The organism is Vibrio sp. CUB2 (assembly GCF_001557945.1).
In the GTDB taxonomy this organism is placed as follows: Bacteria; Pseudomonadota; Gammaproteobacteria; order Enterobacterales; family Vibrionaceae; genus Vibrio; species Vibrio owensii.
The window spans coordinates 162,997-181,125 of sequence record NZ_LNRB01000003.1; the positions used below are offsets into that span (position 1 = coordinate 162,997).

General features: G+C 45.9%; 16 protein-coding genes. 12 read left to right on the top strand and 4 right to left on the bottom strand.

The annotated features are described in order from the left end of the window. Positions 1-372: 372 nt before the first annotated feature. From ATB78_RS05525 to ATB78_RS05550, 6 genes are all read left to right on the top strand, one after another. Positions 373-870: a type II secretion system protein gene (locus ATB78_RS05525; protein WP_061008045.1), complete on the top strand. Its 498-nt coding sequence runs from the start codon at positions 373-375 to the stop codon at positions 868-870. A gap of 625 nt (positions 871-1,495) precedes the next feature. Then, positions 1,496-2,518, top strand: a complete 1,023-nt coding sequence (gene trpS / locus ATB78_RS05530; RefSeq protein WP_061008046.1) for a tryptophan--tRNA ligase — start codon at positions 1,496-1,498, stop codon at positions 2,516-2,518. Between the two features lie 100 nt (positions 2,519-2,618). Beyond that, a complete protein-coding gene (locus ATB78_RS05535) occupies positions 2,619-3,605 on the top strand; it encodes a permease (RefSeq protein WP_061008047.1) in 987 nt (328 codons plus the stop codon). Positions 3,606-3,638: 33 nt separating this feature from the next. Further along, positions 3,639-3,887: a thioredoxin family protein gene (locus tag ATB78_RS05540; RefSeq protein ID WP_005437129.1), complete on the top strand. Its 249-nt coding sequence runs from the start codon at positions 3,639-3,641 to the stop codon at positions 3,885-3,887. Positions 3,888-3,970: 83 nt separating this feature from the next. Continuing rightward, positions 3,971-4,486 (top strand): sigma-70 family RNA polymerase sigma factor, encoded by a 516-nt coding sequence (locus ATB78_RS05545; RefSeq protein WP_017819121.1) that lies wholly within the window; start codon positions 3,971-3,973, stop codon positions 4,484-4,486. 100 nt (positions 4,487-4,586) lie between these two features. Next, positions 4,587-5,141, top strand: coding sequence for a hypothetical protein (locus ATB78_RS05550; protein ID WP_041055099.1), 555 nt, complete (start codon positions 4,587-4,589; stop codon positions 5,139-5,141). Between the two features lie 248 nt (positions 5,142-5,389). Here ATB78_RS05550 and ATB78_RS05555 read toward each other — a convergent pair whose 3' ends face one another. Together ATB78_RS05555 and ATB78_RS05560 are read right to left on the bottom strand one after the other, a co-directional pair. Further along, positions 5,390-6,346 (bottom strand): hypothetical protein, encoded by a 957-nt coding sequence (locus ATB78_RS05555; protein WP_061008048.1) that lies wholly within the window; start codon positions 6,344-6,346, stop codon positions 5,390-5,392. After that, positions 6,343-7,671, bottom strand: coding sequence for a sphingomyelin phosphodiesterase (locus tag ATB78_RS05560; RefSeq protein WP_061008049.1), 1,329 nt, complete (start codon positions 7,669-7,671; stop codon positions 6,343-6,345). The genes ATB78_RS05555 and ATB78_RS05560 overlap by 4 nt, the downstream gene beginning before the upstream one ends. Before the next feature lie 341 nt (positions 7,672-8,012). Here ATB78_RS05560 and ATB78_RS05565 point away from each other — a divergent pair, with 341 nt between their 5' ends. The 4 genes from ATB78_RS05565 to ATB78_RS05580 all read left to right on the top strand — a co-directional run bounded on the left by ATB78_RS05565 (position 8,013) and on the right by ATB78_RS05580 (position 13,180). After that, positions 8,013-8,870 carry a YDG/SRA domain-containing protein gene (locus ATB78_RS05565; RefSeq protein ID WP_061008050.1) on the top strand — a complete coding sequence of 286 codons (858 nt, stop codon included), beginning with the start codon at positions 8,013-8,015 and terminating at the stop codon, positions 8,868-8,870. A 16-nt stretch (positions 8,871-8,886) separates the two neighbouring features. Next, positions 8,887-10,101, top strand: a complete 1,215-nt coding sequence (locus ATB78_RS05570; RefSeq protein WP_061008051.1) for a DUF3644 domain-containing protein — start codon at positions 8,887-8,889, stop codon at positions 10,099-10,101. Positions 10,102-10,155: 54 nt separating this feature from the next. Then, on the top strand, positions 10,156-10,494 hold the full coding sequence (locus tag ATB78_RS05575) for an aldehyde-activating protein (protein WP_045388007.1): 339 nt from the start codon (positions 10,156-10,158) through the stop codon (positions 10,492-10,494). A gap of 247 nt (positions 10,495-10,741) precedes the next feature. Then, the gene (locus tag ATB78_RS05580) at positions 10,742-13,180 is read left to right on the top strand and encodes a M9 family metallopeptidase (protein ID WP_061008052.1); all 2,439 of its coding nucleotides are present in this window, start codon (positions 10,742-10,744) and stop codon (positions 13,178-13,180) included. A gap of 88 nt (positions 13,181-13,268) precedes the next feature. Here ATB78_RS05580 and guaD read toward each other — a convergent pair whose 3' ends face one another. Beyond that, positions 13,269-14,669: a guanine deaminase gene (gene guaD / locus ATB78_RS05585; RefSeq protein WP_081096566.1), complete on the bottom strand. Its 1,401-nt coding sequence runs from the start codon at positions 14,667-14,669 to the stop codon at positions 13,269-13,271. A 404-nt stretch (positions 14,670-15,073) separates the two neighbouring features. Here guaD and ATB78_RS05590 point away from each other — a divergent pair, with 404 nt between their 5' ends. Further along, positions 15,074-15,331: a hypothetical protein gene (locus ATB78_RS05590; RefSeq protein WP_005437145.1), complete on the top strand. Its 258-nt coding sequence runs from the start codon at positions 15,074-15,076 to the stop codon at positions 15,329-15,331. A 158-nt stretch (positions 15,332-15,489) separates the two neighbouring features. Continuing rightward, complete coding sequence (locus ATB78_RS05595) at positions 15,490-16,518, top strand: metal-dependent hydrolase (protein ID WP_061008053.1); 1,029 nt, start codon at positions 15,490-15,492, stop codon at positions 16,516-16,518. A 167-nt stretch (positions 16,519-16,685) separates the two neighbouring features. On the opposite strand, the gene ATB78_RS05600 is transcribed toward ATB78_RS05595, so the two are convergent. Beyond that, on the bottom strand, positions 16,686-18,029 hold the full coding sequence (locus ATB78_RS05600) for a polysaccharide lyase family 7 protein (protein ID WP_061008054.1): 1,344 nt from the start codon (positions 18,027-18,029) through the stop codon (positions 16,686-16,688). Positions 18,030-18,129 lie beyond the last annotated feature (100 nt).

Genomic DNA, 18,129 nt, shown 5'->3' on the forward strand with positions numbered 1-18,129 from the left:
GCTCCCTAACTGGGGTTAGTGTTCCCAAAGTTTAGTTACAGGTTGCGTATTTCGCCCTTGCGGTTTTACGTTATATTTCGGGATTTTGTTCAAAAGATGATCAGTGTCATTCTTCAATAACTTAACCGTATTTAATGCTCAATATTGACGTTGGATCCCAGTAATTCTTTTCGAAGACAAAGGGGGAATTGGGTGATTTCCGCAAGCTTAGTCTCATGCGAGAAAATGAACCTCAAAACGTTGCTAATCTCTCGTCACTTTGTCAGATTGTTCTCGAACCCGACGTAAGATTTCCCAATCCAATGTTGGCCAATAGTAATCTCATTTCACCGCTCTAACATGTGCCCTAAGCAACAAATACAGGGCTTTTAAATGAGAACAGCAAAGGGTTTCACCTTAATTGAATTAGTCGTGGTTATCGTGATTCTTGGGATATTAGCCGTGACGGCCGCGCCACGTTTTTTGAATATTCAGGGCGATGCGAGAGCGGCAGTGATTGAAGGCGTAAGAGGCGCTGTGGTGAACGCCAACCAAATTGCCAATGCCAAGTATCAGCTTGGTTATGGCGTATCGATTGGCTCCACGGCAACAGATAATACCTTTTTAGATTTGAACAAAAATGGCGTGCAAGACGATGGCGAACCTTTGATGGTTTGGGGGCATTTAGACAACGTTTCGGTCGAAGAAATGGTGAACCTCGATGGGGATTTGGTGGTGTCTGATCCAGAGGCGCCGGGCAAGAACAAACTCTACATTGGTTTTGCTCAAAACGCTGATGCATTAGAGAATGGCCAATGCTATTTCCTTTACACCCAAGCATCGGGAGAAGGCTCAGAACCGAGTTTTGAAACGGTGACATCCGGTTGCTAATTGCTTCGAATCTATGCCTTTTTGCACAATTAATCTGGCTGTTTTTAATAGACACGTCTCTGTAAACCTTGTCGGCTTTCATTGAACTTGTTCTAACGCCATCACACTTCTTGGACTAAGTGGTTTAAGTTTTCGCCAAAAATCGTAACGCTGTGTGCAACAGAGTGAACCGAAGATTGTTTGGCGTATCGATTCACCGGAAAGGATTTATCACTGTTCAACTTAGTATAAGAGCGGAGCAATCAGCGTTGCTCTACGTGCTCTAAAGTCGAGAAGTAAAGGATGAGAAGCAAACAGAATAAAGCGGTATTGTGTGCGTTTGTATCGGGTAGCCTATTTGGCGCAGCACTGGTCATCGCCATGTATATCCAGATTTGACCCAGTGCTGGCAAAGCGTGCCAACACTGAGATATCAAATTGTACAAGGAGTAGGGTTGTTTTCGGCTCTGCTCCTTGTTAGTTTTAAAAGCATGAAAACGACATTCACACCTTCATCAAACTTCTTCTGGTGGCGCTCTAATTAGAGCGGCGCGGAATCCTTACATTCTTACGCTGCTGGACGGTAGCTAAGAGTGTCATGTCTTTTTATCTCCAGTAGCGATCTATTTTTATTCGGAGATAAGTTATGAACACCACACAAAACACTCAACAACGCGAAGTCATTCTCACTGGCGACCGAGCCACTGGCCCTCTGCATTTAGGTCATTACGTTGGCTCACTGCAACAGCGTGTCGCGCTACAAACTCAGCACGATCAAACCATTCTCGTTGCCGATATGCAGGGCTTAACCGACAATGCGCACAATCCTTCCAAGGTTTCTTCCAATATCTTGAACGTCGTGGCGGATTACCTTGCCGTTGGCATCGATCCGATTCAGACCACCATCTGCTTGCAGTCCCAAGTTCCGGCACTTGCTGAGCTAACCATGTATTACAGCAACTTGGTTTCTATCGCACGCTTGGAGCGTAATCCGACGGTGAAAAACGAAATCCAAAGCAAAGGGTTTGAGCGTTCCATTCCGGCTGGATTTTTGACTTACCCAATCTCTCAAGCGGCTGACATTACCGGCTTTCACGCGACACTTGTCCCCGTTGGTGATGACCAATTGCCGATGCTAGAGCAAACCAATGAAATCGTGAGAAAGATAAACCATCTTGGCGGGAAAGCTATTTTGAAAGAGTGTCGTCCACTGCTCAGTGACGCACCGCGTTTGCCAAGCACAGATGGCAAAAACAAAATGTCGAAAAGCATGGGTAACGCAATCAACTTAGGAGCGACAGAGAAAGAAATCAGCGCAGCGGTAAAATCCATGTACACCGACCCAAACCACTTACGTATTGAAGACCCAGGCCAAGTGGAAGGCAACATCGTATTCACTTACCTTTATGCGTTCCATACTGATAAAGCTTATGTGGAAGAGTTAAAAGCGCATTATCGCCGTGGTGGATTGGGTGACGGAACAACCAAGAAAGTGTTGGAAGAGTGTCTGCAAGAGATGCTTCGTCCAATTCGAGAAAAACGTGCCATGTTCTTAGATGACAAAGCACAACTGATCGAAATCCTTAAACAAGGTAGCCAACGTTCACGTGAGAAAACCGAGCAAGTGCTATTTGATGTGAAAGGTGTGTTTGGTCTGAATCTGTTCTGAAATCGGGTCTGCAAATCACGACAAAAAAATAATTCAAAAAAGTGTGCATCCTTTTGCGACCTCAAACGTGTTAGAGGTAAATCGTTTAGAGGGTGCCACTATGTTGGACATTTTTACCCATTTTGCCGACTGGCTGACGTATGCCATTTTCAACTTGGAAGCCAGCACTTCTATGGCAAAAGGTGTTCATTTCTTTATTGAAGACACAAGTAAGATCCTAGTCTTACTGGTTGTGTTGATTTACGTTATCTCCGCACTGAGAGCCAGTCTGAGTGTGGACAAAGTTCGCCAATATCTGCAGGGTAAGCACCGCGGTGTGGGTTACTTTCTTGGCTCTCTATTTGGTGCGATTACCCCATTTTGCTCGTGCAGTTCTATTCCTTTGTTCATGGGTTTTGTTTCCGCGCGCATTCCTATTGGTGTGACCATCGCATTTCTTATTACCTCGCCTCTGATCAACGAGGTGGTGGTTATCATGCTTGGCAGTGTCCTTGGTCTGAAATTCACCATCATGTACGTCGTCATCGGGATGTTGCTGGGCATTTTTGCAGGCTTTGTCTTAGATGCTTTTAAAGCCCACCGTTGGTTACAACCTTTCCTCGCCGAGGCGTATCAAAAAGCCAATGAGCTAGATGCTCTGCCTCAAGCGCCGATTGAGTCTCCGCCAATGACGTTGAAACAACGCCACGAATTTGCAGTGAATGAAACCAGCACCATCTTCAAGCGCATTTGGATTTGGGTATTTGTTGGGGTAGGTATCGGTGCGTTTATTCATGGTTTTGTTCCGGCTGACTGGTTCGAGCAAAACCTCGCACATGGACAATGGTGGACCGTACCACTCGCCACGCTCAGCGCTATTCCGATTTACACCAACGCAACGGGCATCGTGCCAATCATGGCGTCGTTGATAGACAAAGGCATGCCGCTGGGAACCACGCTTGCGTTTTGCATGGGAGCGGTTGCCGTGAGCTTGCCAGAGTTCATGATGCTCAAACAAGTCATGCAATACCGATTACTTGGCGCCATCGCGGGTTACTTGCTGGTGGCAATTTCCATTACGGGTTGGTTGTTTAACTTCTTCTATTAATCACAGCAGAGCAAATGCTCACAGGAGTCTGATATGAAAAGTATTCAAGTTTATGGTTCAGGTTGTAAGAACTGCATCGTCACCGCAGAACGTATTGCCGAGGTTGCGCAAGAGCTAGGGCAACAAGTCAGTATTGAAAAAGTCACCAGTTTAGAAGCCATCATGAAAGCGGGCATTATGAGCACACCGGGTGTCGCGATTAATGGCGAGTTGAAACACACAGGTTCGGTGCCATCTGTTGATCTGGTTCGCGATTTGCTCAAAGAAGATGTTGTAGCGTAAAGGCAAGGAAAGCGTGTCGCGCGTGCGGATTGTTTGAATGACCACGCGCGACGACCAATCGAGATTCAAGAATGAAATGTTTGATGAATGCGTGGAATCATGCAGAACCGAGCCTTTATGGTTGGCTACTAAAACAAACCCAAAATCCGCATGAAGCGGAAGACATCATGCAAGAAGTGTTTCTGAAAGCCATGGAGAACAGTGAGCGTTTCTGTACATTGCAGGACGGCAAATCATGGTTGTTTAAGATGACCAGAAACCACTTCGTCGACCAACTAAGACGGAAAATCCAATCGGTAGAAATCGAAGAGTTTGTCACGCCAACAGAAATTTCTCCCGCAATGGTTCAACTTCAACGTTGTCTTCCAAAGGTATTGGTAAAACTCACTGAACAAGAGCGAGATGTGATTGAGCAATGTGACCTCAATGGCATGGCTCAAAAAGACTACGCAGAGAAACACCAGCTTAGCCTGCCAGCTGTGAAGGCGCGTTTACGTCGAGCCCGAATAGAGCTCAAAAGCATTTTAGTGAGCGAATGCAAAGTGACCCAAGACCAAACGGGCGTCTGCTGCTTTAAGTCTTTTCAAGCTGAACCTTAAATCTTTCTGACAGTAACGTTTCTGATTTAAATTTATTGATAATAATTCTCATTACGTTATGTTTGTGGTCTCAAATACACTCATCGTTGCGGAGACCAACATGGAACACTCGGATATTACTCAACTGCTTATTCCAAAGAGTGATTGGGCATCGCCTGATCTTTTTCTTTATGAAGGGGAAGACAAACTTCGTCTGAGCTTAGAAGGCGCAATTCAATACAGTGGATTGAACAGCATTGGTGGCGTGGTTCTGGGTTTTAGGATGCTCCAATACGCGGTGCAATTGGCGGCGGGTGATCAGTCTTTGCAACGAGATGGCATCAGTATTTATACCGCGTTCCCTGGGCGAGGTGCTCAAGATGCCTTTGAATACACATGCCGCGCACTACGTGATAAACGTTATTGCTGCGATACCACATTGCACCACCCAGCAGCGCAAACCGGGCAACGTGGCCAGTTCCTATTTACGATTCGTTTGAATGAACAGTCTATGGTGATGACACCAGCAAACGGACTACCAAGAAAAAGCTACTTTGAAGCCGACCGACATTCGCAAGACAGTCGAGAAGCCGCATTGAAATGGCGCGATGAGAAGATCAATTTCGCTAACACGCTCTTGAGCTTGCCTCCGGAAGAGTGCTTACGCGTGTTGTAACCGTTGAGTTCTTAACGGAACGAATTACAGAAGGTCGTTTTAAGTAAGCGACCTTCTTGTATCAAGCATTCGCGGGAACCAGATTCCTAGTCGTGCCTAGGCTTGCTGGAATGACCCCGTTTAAGCTTTGAGTTAGTGGAAGCCGTATTTGTTGCCTACGATCACGACCCCAAACAGCGTCATTCCCTAGAGCGAAGAATGAGCGAGTAGGGAATCTCTCACTTACAGTTGCTCAGACAAACGAGCCATTAACCCGCAAAAAACTCGCGACGAAAATCCGCCACCTCTTGTTGGTAATAACGTTGCCATTCCGAGTCCGATAAACCCGCGTGGCTGGTGGCTCTTTGTGTTGCTAGCTTGGATTCAAGTTGCTGCAACTCACTCTGATAATCGCGCACTTGCTGTTGTTGCTCGACGACTTGTTGTTCGCGAGCGCGTATCTCTTCACTCTCTTGCTCAGAAAGGTAAGTGTGTTGAAGCTCTTCAATCAAAGCCTCACGCTCTGTTTGGCTGACGTTATCCGGAATTAACGCCACCGCATGCTCGTACTTTGCTTGCTCGCTGGCTAATCCCAACGTTTCGTCATTGCCTTGCCACTCTTGAACTAAATCCTCAAAGGCTTGCACGTAGTCTTGAGCGGGAGTCGAATTCAACTGCTCTGCCTGCAAACTAAAATCGTAAAGGGCAAATTCATCAGCAAAAATGACTTCGGCCAATTCACCCCATATCTTTCTTGCTTCCGCTTTGAGAAGAGCAACACGAGAGGCTAGCGGTTGCTGTTCATCAAACAACAAATCACCCACACTTTGCTGCCACAAACTATTGAGCTGATGGTAGTTCGCCAGTAAAGCAAAGCGCTCACCCGACATATAACTTTCCAGTTCGGCCAGCTTAGATTCGCAGTTGTGGTCAGACATACAAGTATGCCAGAACGTCTCTATTTCGGCTTTTAATGGACGACCTTTGGCGTCATTCAAACGTCCAGCAATCGCTTTAATTGGAGAAGGGGTATCTTTGGCTTTCGGTATGACGTTTTTACTGGCAGTGTGATTGTCTGCTGAAGAATGACCACTAGTATCTTGTTCAGCACGCCCTTCAATCACTGCAGAAAACGACAACAAGCTTTCACGATTATCACCCGCCATTGAGAACCAAATCGTGCCCGCCACGACGGCGGACACAGTAACTAACGCAATACGCTTCATGGTTTGATCACAGCGCTAACAGGGAAATGATCCGACAGATTGTAATGCTTCCACAAACTCTCTGCGGTAGAGCGTGGAACGTCGACACGGTTATCGTTAAACGACTTCACGCCATATTCATTACTCACCATCACATAGTCCAGGTACTCCACATTCTCGCCACCAGATAAAGCCTCTCCGGCAAAGTTGTTGATGCGAGGATCGAAGGTCGAAGCGGTATAACCTGAGTACTGAGGTTGTATCGCACTTAAGTTCGCAATCATCTGCTGGTAGTCACCAGGGAACTTCAACTTGTTCACGTTAAAGTCGCCGCTGTAAACCACAGTCTCGTTGGTAGGAATATTCAGAGATTGAGCCATTGCACGCATCTGCTTGAACTGGCGCTGACGATATTCGCGCGCCGTATCCGTATCAAAAGACGCAGTATGAGTCGCGAACACATGATAAGCCTGACCGCCTTTGATGATCTCCGCATAATTCACGCCCTTATCGGCAAAACAATCCGTGCCCGAGCAATCTGGGAAGACGTATTGAGCCAGATTGACGATAGGGTAGCGGCTCACGATGATCACGCCGCCGCCGTAAATATTGAAACCATCTTTATCCAACATCTTAGTCTGGTATGGGTATTCTTTTGCAAGTTCACGTAAGAAAGCATCACGGCCGCTGGCAAACACCTCTTGCAGTGCCAGTACATCGTAACCTTTGACGTAATCAGGAATGAGCTCGTAACGATCTCCAATGTGAGAAGCAATCGCAGGCAGTGCCCAGATGTTATAAGTCATTAGCTTCAGGTTTTGCTCATCGGTATCGACGACTTCATCCACCTTGTTTGGCGTGATGGTGTAATACAAATCATCATAACGAGCTGTGCTGGCAGATTTGAACGCCAGTTCTGACGTAAGGTCGCCAAATGCATCGGTACTAGAGCGGTGAATATTGCGATCGTCTTTGAGTGCTAAGCCCACATCCGCCGCAGACAAGCCATATTCAATCGTAGAATTATACCAATGGCCTTCCATCACTTGGTTAAGTGTGATGCTCTCACCTTGTGGGTTAGACACCACGGTTTCAAAGCGATAGTTCTGACCAGATTTCACGCCTTCCCAGCGATTAAAGCTCAGTACGGATTTGGTTTCCCAAGGGCCAAGCACTTGCACATGCTGCTGCCATTCTTCTCCGTATTTGAGTAAATCGCTGCCTTCGTGTTTCACTTGAATGGTTAACGGTTGGTCTGAGTTATTGGTGAGGTATACGTCCGTATCCGCCAAGATTGGTAATGCCACTAAACCGCTTAGCAAAAGACTCCACTGCGAAAATTTCATCTTGTTTATCCATAAGTTGTGTTAGAGCAATAATTCTTATTTATAAATATGACTAGCACGTTAAATATGGATGACAGAAAGGCACTCAGCAGAAATAGTTAGCGAGTTGTGATCTTTGTTCGGATTGAATTGCAATTTAAGCGACTTTGTTTACCCGATGCTGCTCGCTATCTATATGAAAATAAACGATTGTCACCATAAAAACTTCTTGTGAAAAATGAGAAGGTTTCACGCATATAAACCTGATTGACTGTGATACCGTTAGCGTATGTATCAGTTGGAAATTCATCACTTTTCTCGACACGTTTTCCCACTGAGTAGTACACATACAAGGGTTTACTATGAGAGTTTTTGGACACATACCCGATACCGAAGTCGGTGACATGTTCGAAAATCGAGCCGCGTTAGCCAAATCTGGCATCCATCCACCAACGCAGGCTGGTATAAGTGGCGGCGCGAAAGAAGGCGCTGACTCAATCGTACTTTCCGGTGGTTATGAAGACGACGAAGATTTTGGCAACGTCATTATCTATACCGGAGCTGGTGGTCGCGACGAAAACACCAACAAACAAATTGCCGATCAAAAACTAGAACGCGCTAATCTCGCTCTGGCTAGAAACAAGCTGGAGGATTTACCCGTCCGCGTTACTCGAAGTCATAAACACCAAAGCCATTATTCTCCAACCAAAGGTTACCAATATGCGGGTTTATACCGCGTTGAAGACTATTGGTGCGAGCGTGGATTGTCTGGCTTCAAAGTATGGCGTTACAAACTTGTCCAAATTGATTCGGAACCTGCGGCAGAGGTGCAAGACACAAGCAAAGCACGTTATGAGGTAACGTCTCGCCAAGCTGTTACGGTCAACAAGATCGTCCGAGACTACAAAAAGGCAAAGCAGGTAAAAGACTGGCATCAATACCAATGCCAAGTATGCGGTTTGGCCATTGATACTGGAGCAGGGTACTACGCAGAAGCTGCACACATTCAACCGCTAGGTGAGCCGCATCGCGGCCCTGATGTGGTCGAAAATATCCTGTGCTTATGTCCAAACCATCACGTGATGTTTGATAACGGTGTGTTCTCAATCGCGGATGATTTCAGTTTGATTGGTCTAGACGGACACTTAACGCTGAACAAGAAACACAAGATAGAACAAAAGTTTCTTCAGTATCACCGAGAGCATTATTTTAAGTCTTAATAGAAGGTTAAGTCTGATGTCAGATAAAAAGTGGTTACAAGTCGATAAAGCCTATTCGTTTTTTTTAAGAGCGTATCGAGAGGGGCTTGAATTTAATCTGGAAGACCTTGCTGCAGAGACTGGTTGGAGTGTTTCTACTGTAAAAACATACTTACGCAAAAAGTGGGAAACTTTATTGGATGATTCTGGAGACAAGTTAAAGGTTACCGAAGCTATTACTAAGTTTAATGAGACTACCTTTAGACAGCATCAAAGCCAGAAAAATGAAATTGAAAAATTACTGCATCAGATCATGCTGGAAAAGTCGATCTCTGCTTGTATTTCAGCAATTGAGATATATAACAAACCTAACTTTATGCATCGTGAAGAGACGTTTTCTATCCTAATGACTAACGCTTGGGAGCTCTTGTTAAAAGCTAAGCTCGTCAAAGATGAGGATGAAGAAGCACAAGCGATACATATTTTTTCGAAAGATAAACCAGTAATCTCTCCTAGTGGAAATCCGAAAACAATATCTTTGGGGACAGCTCTCAACCGGTTGTTATCAAACGGCTCTGTTCCGCATGTAGTTGGGGATAATATTCGTTTGTTGATGAATATCAGAGATGACTCTGTGCATTTTGTTTGTGGCGACTTAGAACTTAGCACGAGCATACAAGAAATAGGAACAGCGTCTCTCAAGAACTATATGACGTTAACAATGAACTGGTTTAATTATGACTTTAGTCGTTACAATTTCTACCTAATGCCAGTATCGTTTTTTCATCTTTCGGATGTAACAAGCTTTAGTGTCGATAGTGATGTTAAATCTAACTTATTAAAATATCTTAAGTCAGTTGAGAAGGAACACGAGCGAGATAAAGACGCTCATTATGCAATTTCACTTAAGCTACACACTAAACTTGTCAAAACTACTAATGATGAGGCATTGCAAGTAAGACTTACAAATGATCCAGATGCTCCAGAAATTATGTTGTCGGAAGAGGATGCGCTTAAAAATTATCCGCACGATTACTATGAACTTCTAGAAATACTAAAGTTCCGTTATACAAACTTTAAGCAAAACAAGGTGTTTCATGACCAAATGAGGACTTTGAAAGCCGAGGGTGAACGTTATTGTAAAGTTAGGAGGTTAGATCCAACCAACCCTAACAGCATCAACAAAACTTTTTATCATAATCGTGTGATTGATCAGTTTGATCAATGGTATGAGAAAGCAACAGTAAAATAGTACTGAGAGTGTAAACAGGGCTTTAAAGTTCGTTACGGAGACGAGAGGCTGAATATGGAAATCACATGCCATTGCGGGAACATCGTTGTTCAAGCTGACGTACCGAAAGAGATAGCGTCATGTAATTGCTCTATCTGCCGTCGATATGCAGCTTATTGGGCTTACTACTCGCCAGAGCAAGTATCAGTTCGTTACGTTAAAGAGCCTTCAGTCTTTTATATCTGGGGTGATAAAGAAGTCGAGTTTCACCGCTGCAATCTGTGTGGGTGTTTGACACACTACGTAACGACAGAGAAATGTGACGCTGATATCGTCGCCATCAATATGAGGATGGCAGAAGAGGAAGTCTTGAAAGATATCCCGCTAAGACTCATTGATGGTAAGCGCTACTAATCAAAAAGCCAGGCACATGTCTGGCTTTTCTCTTTCTAGTTAACTGACTTTATCTTTGACATTTCAATCAGTTGTGTAACGTTTTCGGCGAGAGACAATCTGCAAATCTGGCAATTGGTTTATAAATTAGAGTTAAATATCTAATTTCTGGACCAACTTCATAAATCCTATGCAACTCAATTCACCTTGTTTGTTGTAAGGAATATAACAGCGCCCTCAAACATATAACTAATTAATGAGTGTTGTTATGTCTCATACCCGTCTATTCCCACGTCATCGCTTGGCGCTAGCTTGTATGCTTGCCAGTGTATCCAGTTTCTCATTCGCTCAAGAACAGTGTGATATTCCTGATCTTCAACAGGCGCCTGATCTTGCTTTGGCTGTTTCTGAAGCGACTCATCATTGCTATGGTGCTTGGTTCTCTGCACCTGCTGATTCACTAAACGATATCTACAGTGAAGCGAGCTTAAGCCGTATTCAGATTGCGTTAAACCAGGCCATTGCAAGTTACCGCGGTGAGGCAGAACAAGCGCGCAAACTCGAAAACCTTGGTGAGTTTGCCCGCGCGGCTTATTACGTTCGTTACAACGCGCAACAGCCGGACTTTTCTCAGGCATTAGGTCAACGTTTTGCTCAGTCGATTAATGCGTTCTTAGCGAATCCACACGCGCTAGACCAAGGACGCGAGCAAGTAGGGGCGATGAAAAGCCTGACGTTGATGGTCGACAATGTGAAGCAACTTCCTCTAACAATGGAAGCACAACTTGCGACACTACGTCACTTCAATCGTGAAACGGCGCAAGATACACAGTGGGTCGATGGGTTGAATAACCTTTTCCGTGCAATGGCTGGCCATGCTTCGCGAGATGATTTTTACCAATACATGGCGAGCCATACGCAACACATCGATACGTTAGCAGCATTTGCTCATGATAATGCTTGGGCATTGGATACGGATGCGAGCTTCTTGGTTTACAACGCCGTTCGCGAAACCGGACGTTTACTAGCCAGCCCAAATCAAGCAACCAAAGAGAAAGCGCTGCGTGTGATGCAACAAGTGATGGAGCAAAACCCGCTTGGTAGTGAACACGATAAACTTTGGCTAGCCGCAGTCGAGATGATGAGCTACTTCGCGCCAGAGGGTTTGAATGGTTTGGATTTAGATCAAGCTAAGCGTGATTTAGCGGCTCGCGTGCTACCGAATCGTCATGAGTGTGACGGTCCGGCCATCATTCGTTCTCAAGATTTAACTCAAGCCCAGTCTATTGAAGCTTGTGAGGTTTTAGCCGCAAAAGAGGCCGACTTCCACCAAGTGGCAAACACAGGGCATCAACCTGTTGCGGACGACAACAATGAACGAGTAGAAGTCGCCGTGTTTGCGAACAACGGCAGCTACGTGGATTACTCGTCTTTCTTGTTTGGTAACACGACGGATAACGGCGGTCAGTACCTTGAGGGTAATCCGGCACAAGCAGGCAACGTGGCGCGCTTTGTCGCTTACCGCTATGACAATGGTGAGGCGCTCTCTATTCTCAATCTAGAGCATGAATACACTCATTACCTAGATGCGCGATTCAACCAATATGGTTCATTCAGCGATAACTTGGCACATGGTTACATTGTTTGGTGGCTAGAGGGCTTTGCTGAGTACATGCATTACAAGCAAGGTTACGACGCAGCGATTGGGTTGATTGCTGATGGCAAGATGAGCCTATCGGACGTGTTGGCGACCACTTACTCTCACGATACCAATCGTGTTTATCGATGGGGCTACTTAGCGGTTCGCTTTATGTTGGAAGAGCATCCGCAAGAGGTAGATAGCTTACTGGCGCTTTCTCGTTCTGGTCAGTTTGCTGAGTGGGCAAAACAGGTTCAATTATTGGGTGAGCAATACAATGGTGAGTTTGATCGTTGGTTAGATTCTGTCTCTAGTGAACCACAGCAGCCTGATCCAAACCCAGATCCAAATCCGGGTGAGCCGACAGAGCCTTCTGATCAAGTAACGCAACTCGCAGCAAATCAAAGTGTGGTGCTCAGTGGCACAGCATACAGCGAGCAACTGTTCTATGTGGATGTGCCGGAGAACGCAACTCACTTTGAGGTGGCGATTCATAGTAATAGCCAAGGCGATGCCGATTTGTACATGAGCTTTGAGAAAGAAGCCCATTACTACGACTTTGAGTTCAGTCAATATGGTGATGGCAGCAACGAGATGGTGACGTTTGAGCCGGAGCAATCGGGTTACATCAAGCCGGGCCGTTACTACATCAGCATCGCGGGCCGTTCTGACTTTAATGATGTGACATTACAGGCGTCATTAGTGACAGAAACCCCAACACCGCCAGCACAAGAGCAAGATGACTTAACCCCAGTGGTATTGGAATCTGGCCAAGCGCAAACCTTAACGGTGCACCAACAGCGTTACGCAGCGGTTTATGTTCCGCAAGGCGTGCAAGAAGTTCGAGTGTGGCTAACCGATAAAAACGGGAATGCAGATAATGGCAATGTTGACCTGTATGCGAGCAAAGCTTATTGGCCAACAGCAGGGCAACACGAATACGCATCAAACTACTGGGGCAGCAATGAATACCTGCAAATCCCAGTGACAGAAGAAGGCTATGTCCATTTCTCTTTAAATGCTGAGCAGCAAGGGGATGAGGTGGAGATGTTGGTGTACTTCTACTAACTCGCCATACCGAAATCAAACCCTCATAAAACCAAAGCCGGACATCAGAGTCCGGCTTTTTGCTATTTGTGCGCAGGACTGAACCTGCTTAGATTGGCTCGTTCACTTTACTCTTTGTCGCGACTTTGCCATCGGTAGAATACGCAAGTTCACCTGCAATGTAAGTGGCTTCGACGTTTCGTTCGTCACCCAACATCATCAAGGCAAACAATTTGTCTTCTAAGCTCTTGGAATGCTGGTAACGCAACTTCTGCAAATCCGTTGCTGCCCAATTAAGGACAACAAAATCGGCCTCTTTCCCTGCTTCGAAATTACCTATCTTGTCATCGAGACTCAGCGATTTCGCGCCGCCCAATGTCGCTAAGTACAAGCCTTTAAACGCGGAGAGTTTCTTGCCTTGTAACTGCATGATTTTATAAGCCTCATTTAAAGATTCTAACTGAGAAAAACTGGTGCCTGCGCCAACATCTGTCCCCAAACCGACGCGTACCTCTTTTTGCTCTGCTTTTTCTAAATCGAACAGGCCGCTACCTAGGAATAGGTTGGAGGTAGGGCAAAAAGAAATCACAGAATCGGTACGCTGAAATGCACTCCATTCTTTATCGGTGAGGTGAACCGCGTGGGCAAAGATGGAGCGCTTGCCAGCCAAGCCGTAGTGCTCGTAAACATCGAAGTAGCCTTCACGATCCGGGAAGAGTGATTTCACCCATTCGATTTCGTTTTTGTTTTCTGACAAGTGCGTATGCACATACACATCGGGATACTCGGCTTTGAGCTTACCGGCCGCTGCTAACTGTTCGGGCGTTGAGGTTGGCGCAAAGCGAGGCGTAATGGCGTATTGCAATCGCCCTTGGTTGTGCCATTTGTTGATCAGGTTTTTGCTTTCTTGATAACCCGTCTCAGGCGTGTCGAGTAGGTAGTCTGGCGCGTTGCGATCCATCATGACTTTCCCTGCGATGATGCGCATGTTCTTGTCCAGCGCTTCCTCAAATAACGCTTCTACAGATTGGGGGTGTACCGTGCCAAACACTAACGCGCTGGTGGTGCCGTTCTTCAGCAGTTCATTGATAAAGAACTGAGAGATGGCTTTGGCGTGGGCTTTGTCTTCAAACTGTTTTTCTGTGGGAAAGGTGTAGGTTTCTAGCCACTCCAACAGCTGCTCACCATAGGCGGCGATCATTTGTGTTTGTGGGTAGTGGATGTGTGTGTCGATAAAGCCCGGCACGATGAGTTTTCCCCTGTGATCGACAATCTCTTGGTACTGTGTCGAATCGCTTTCACTGAACGCTTTGATGGCTTTGATGTGTCCATCTTCAATCACTAACAAACCGTCTTCGAAGTACTGGTAGGCATCAGGCAGGTGTTCAACCTTGGCAGGATCATTGATGAAATGTAATAGGCTAGAGCGGATAGCAGTGACGTCTGCCGTCGCATGAGAAGAGAAGAAAGCCGTACCGAGTAAAGATAGAAGGATCGCGTTTTTGTTCATAAGTCACTCCATTGAATCGTTTGAAAATCCATGGTTTTTGACTTATTCGAGCAAGCCCTTGTCAATAGAGTGTAACAACCGAAAACCATTAAAAGCGAAGAGACTGTTGCGAGATGTATGCCAATCAACGACAAGGCGGTTAATGGTAGGCAGTACAAGGCTTGAGAGCGAATTCACGAGACAATAAGTAGGTATTCGCTAACCATGATGGTGAGGAAAAACAGACAGTTGAACCGATGTGGTGCATTTCATGTTTTGCTAATAAATGACCTTGGGCTGCAATAAAGCTGTCATGTTTGGGTTATAAGTTGTGCGACTTAAATGGCTATGCCAGATGAGAAGCCCAAGCCAGATGATGTGAGTAAACCATTTGGCGAACAACGTAACCAGTAGATTGGAGAACCATGGCAAGAGTAGTAAACGCAGCCGATGAAGTGATCATTAAGTTGCTCCAAAACCAAGGCTTTATTAAAAGCGAAGCTGAAGCCCGCTTGAAAGAAGAAGTGTATCGTTTACACCCACACGAAATCGAAAAAGTGAAAAACTACGATCAGCACTTTGGCATCAATGCAAAAGAGAAACTGATTGATGAGATTTTAGAGCTTAGACGTGAAGCATTGATCAAGAAAATATCCCGCCCAGAAACTGCCGTTTTTAAGTAACTTGTCCTCAAAGTATCCAAGACATTTGATCGACACTCAATGTGTAAAAGTAAGTAAATAAGAGAGTCAAAGTTAGTGAGTGGTTTGACACTTATGGAAATGCGTTTTAGTTTTCGATTCAATCAATCTTTGTCATGAATGGGTATAGATAGCAGGATATGGATTCAATCACACAAGCTGCATTAGGGGCGACTGTCGCCGGTGCGATTGCCGGTAAACGCTGTAACGCGAAGGTATTACTGATGGGTGCTGCGCTTGGCACTTTGCCAGATCTGGATGTGATTCTGGATTATGGCGACGCAGTACAAAACACAATCAAGCATCGCGGCTTTACGCATTCACTCTTGGTGTTACCTCCTTTTGCTTTGCTGATTTCTTGGCTCTATTGCCGTTGGCGACCAGATACGTTTTGGACGCTTTCTCGTGTGTTCTTTTTAACCGTGAGCGTGTTCGTCACCCACACTTTGTTGGATGCAATGACAACGTATGGCACGCAGTTGATTTGGCCATTTGAGGGTTATTTTGAGCTGCGGAACGTGTTCATTATCGATCCGCTTTACACTCTGCCTTTGTTGCTTGCGATTGGTGTGGCTCTGTTTTCTAAAACCCGCGGCGGACGTTGGTGTCAGAGTGTGGTGCTTATCTCTTCGCTTTATCTCGGTTGGGGTTACGCATCGCAGCAAATGATCGCATCTCGCGTGGAGCATAACTTAGCGGCGCAGAACTTACCGAATCAACAAGTGCTGATCACGCCAACACCGTTTAATACCTTCCTGTGGCGAGTGGTGGTGATGGATGATGGTCAATATTACGAAGGCTTGGCATCGGTACTCGATAGCGATGAGCGTATTGATTTTGTCTCACACCCGCTAGGCAGTTGGCCTTTGGCAGACAAGCCGGAGACTTTGAAAGGGCTCAAGGCTTTCTCACATGACTATCTGAACTATCGAGTGGAAGATGATGCACTGATTGTCTCTGACTTGCGTTTGGGAATGTCGAACAACCTTTCCTTCGAATTTATCTTTGCGGAGAAGGGCAAAGATGGCGATTGGCAGTTGTTGGAATCAACACAACGCTACCCAAATGAGCGTAGCTTGGACTTGTTAGGCCAACTTTGGGAAAGGCTGAAAGGCGACCAGAGTATTGATGCGAATTTGGAGCGTGTGGAGTTAAGCGCGCGTTCATAGTTTAGGTGTATAGCGACCCCCAACTCGCTCTTGAAGATGATGAGACGAGAGCGTGTTGTCGGGAATCTCTTCATCAAAATGAATACTAACACCAAACTGAATAAAGAAAGCCGGACGTGATGTCCGGCTTTTTCGTATTTGCTTTAATCAACTATTGGTCGAACTCACTACGGGAATTCATACCCGTCGTGCGAGTTGGTTAGGTAGTAGAACGTAGCTTGAACATAGTCAGTTGGGTCACCTGAGTTATTTTGGTTATACACGCCCGCTTTAAAGTACATGTATTGGCCGCCAACATCGTAGCCGCTGGTGGTCATATCTACCGTTTCGGTGACGTCTTCGTGGTCATCGCGCTTAATGGTGACGATAAGTTGGTTACCTTGCACTTCGATTCGGTAGAAGAACAACTCATTCAGAGCGATACCGTCTGTTGGTTCTGACGCATCATCGGCAGAACTGCCAATCAGATTGATGAATTGTTCTGGGTCTGTTGATGCGTCTTCATTCGGTTCATGCGCAAAGTACAGTGAGCCTTTTGTGTGTCCTGGTAGCAATCGGTAATAAAGGCGAATTGGCTCATCGTTGTTGGCATGGATTTGTCCAACGATCACTCGACCGATTTGGCCGCTGTCACCCGTTGTCGTTACTGCGTTGACGGTCAATGTTGCTTCTAGAACGCCATCCACACCGCCAGAATTGTTTTGATCATCGCTTGGTGCGCTCGCGAATACCCAGTTGTTTTTGGTGATGCCTGTGGTTGAGATACTGGTGTCGCCACGACGAAGCATTTCACGCATTTCTGAACGTGTGTATTTGGTATTTGCAGATGTGGTTGCGCCTTCGACGGGTGAGATGAACACCAAACCGCCATCATCACCAGTGTAGAAGAACTCGCTGTTCTCAAAGCCGCTAGAGAGTTCGTCTTCTTTCACTTCTTGAGCATCACCAGACGCGTTGCCGTTATCATCAACTGGCAAGTCGAGTTTCCAATCTAATAAGTCGAAGTTGCCTGATGGCGGCAGGGCAGGGTCGAGATCGAAGACAGGCAATGAAGTGGTCGGTGGGTCAATGATTTCAGAAGATGTGAGTTTGAAGAGATCGACACGGCCCTCAGCGCCACTGTATTCACCAAAGATGGTGATTTCCGTTGCATCTCCTGAGTTGAAGGTAATGGTGGTTTGCGCCCAATCTGAGTTCGAGGCGGTTTTACTAAAGGTGTCGCTGCCAACATTCACGCCGATGTTCGCATCTGCCAGCACGTACGCGCTCAGTGTGTATTCGGTATTGCTTGTGACAGGAACTGACTGCTCTAGACGAGCACCATTGCCAGAGAATTTTGCTGACTTTGCGCCGTCATAGGCAACACCGGAGACAGCGGTTGGATCCACCTCTGTCCATCCAGAAAAATCTTGTTCAAAACTTGGGTTAACGAGATTGACTTCGGCACTGTGTGCGGCAAAAGAGCTCAGTAAAACGGCACTGCCGACAATATTGACTAACTTGCTTTTCATGTTGTTCTCCACGGTTTTCAACGATGGCTTATCTTCTAATCCTGTAGAAGTAAGTTGTGTTTCATGTATTTTAATAACACAAATAAGCGTTAGTTCTTTC

Excerpts from the sequence above, each read along its gene's own strand:
- ATB78_RS05575 (WP_045388007.1), top strand. The coding sequence starts at position 10,156 with ATGGAAATCACATGCCATTGCGGGAACATCGTTGTTCAAGCTGACGTA.
- ATB78_RS05570 (WP_061008051.1), top strand. The coding sequence starts at position 8,887 with ATGTCAGATAAAAAGTGGTTACAAGTCGATAAAGCCTATTCGTTTTTT.
- guaD (WP_081096566.1), bottom strand. The coding sequence starts at position 14,669 with ATGAACAAAAACGCGATCCTTCTATCTTTACTCGGTACGGCTTTCTTC.
- ATB78_RS05550 (WP_041055099.1), top strand. The coding sequence starts at position 4,587 with ATGGAACACTCGGATATTACTCAACTGCTTATTCCAAAGAGTGATTGG.
- ATB78_RS05535 (WP_061008047.1), top strand. The coding sequence starts at position 2,619 with ATGTTGGACATTTTTACCCATTTTGCCGACTGGCTGACGTATGCCATT.
- ATB78_RS05555 (WP_061008048.1), bottom strand. The coding sequence starts at position 6,346 with ATGAAGCGTATTGCGTTAGTTACTGTGTCCGCCGTCGTGGCGGGCACG.
- ATB78_RS05590 (WP_005437145.1), top strand. The coding sequence starts at position 15,074 with ATGGCAAGAGTAGTAAACGCAGCCGATGAAGTGATCATTAAGTTGCTC.
- trpS (WP_061008046.1), top strand. The coding sequence starts at position 1,496 with ATGAACACCACACAAAACACTCAACAACGCGAAGTCATTCTCACTGGC.
- ATB78_RS05580 (WP_061008052.1), top strand. The coding sequence starts at position 10,742 with ATGTCTCATACCCGTCTATTCCCACGTCATCGCTTGGCGCTAGCTTGT.
- ATB78_RS05560 (WP_061008049.1), bottom strand. The coding sequence starts at position 7,671 with ATGAAATTTTCGCAGTGGAGTCTTTTGCTAAGCGGTTTAGTGGCATTA.
- ATB78_RS05540 (WP_005437129.1), top strand. The coding sequence starts at position 3,639 with ATGAAAAGTATTCAAGTTTATGGTTCAGGTTGTAAGAACTGCATCGTC.
- ATB78_RS05545 (WP_017819121.1), top strand. The coding sequence starts at position 3,971 with ATGAATGCGTGGAATCATGCAGAACCGAGCCTTTATGGTTGGCTACTA.
- ATB78_RS05525 (WP_061008045.1), top strand. The coding sequence starts at position 373 with ATGAGAACAGCAAAGGGTTTCACCTTAATTGAATTAGTCGTGGTTATC.
- ATB78_RS05565 (WP_061008050.1), top strand. The coding sequence starts at position 8,013 with ATGAGAGTTTTTGGACACATACCCGATACCGAAGTCGGTGACATGTTC.
- ATB78_RS05595 (WP_061008053.1), top strand. The coding sequence starts at position 15,490 with ATGGATTCAATCACACAAGCTGCATTAGGGGCGACTGTCGCCGGTGCG.
- ATB78_RS05600 (WP_061008054.1), bottom strand. The coding sequence starts at position 18,029 with ATGAAAAGCAAGTTAGTCAATATTGTCGGCAGTGCCGTTTTACTGAGC.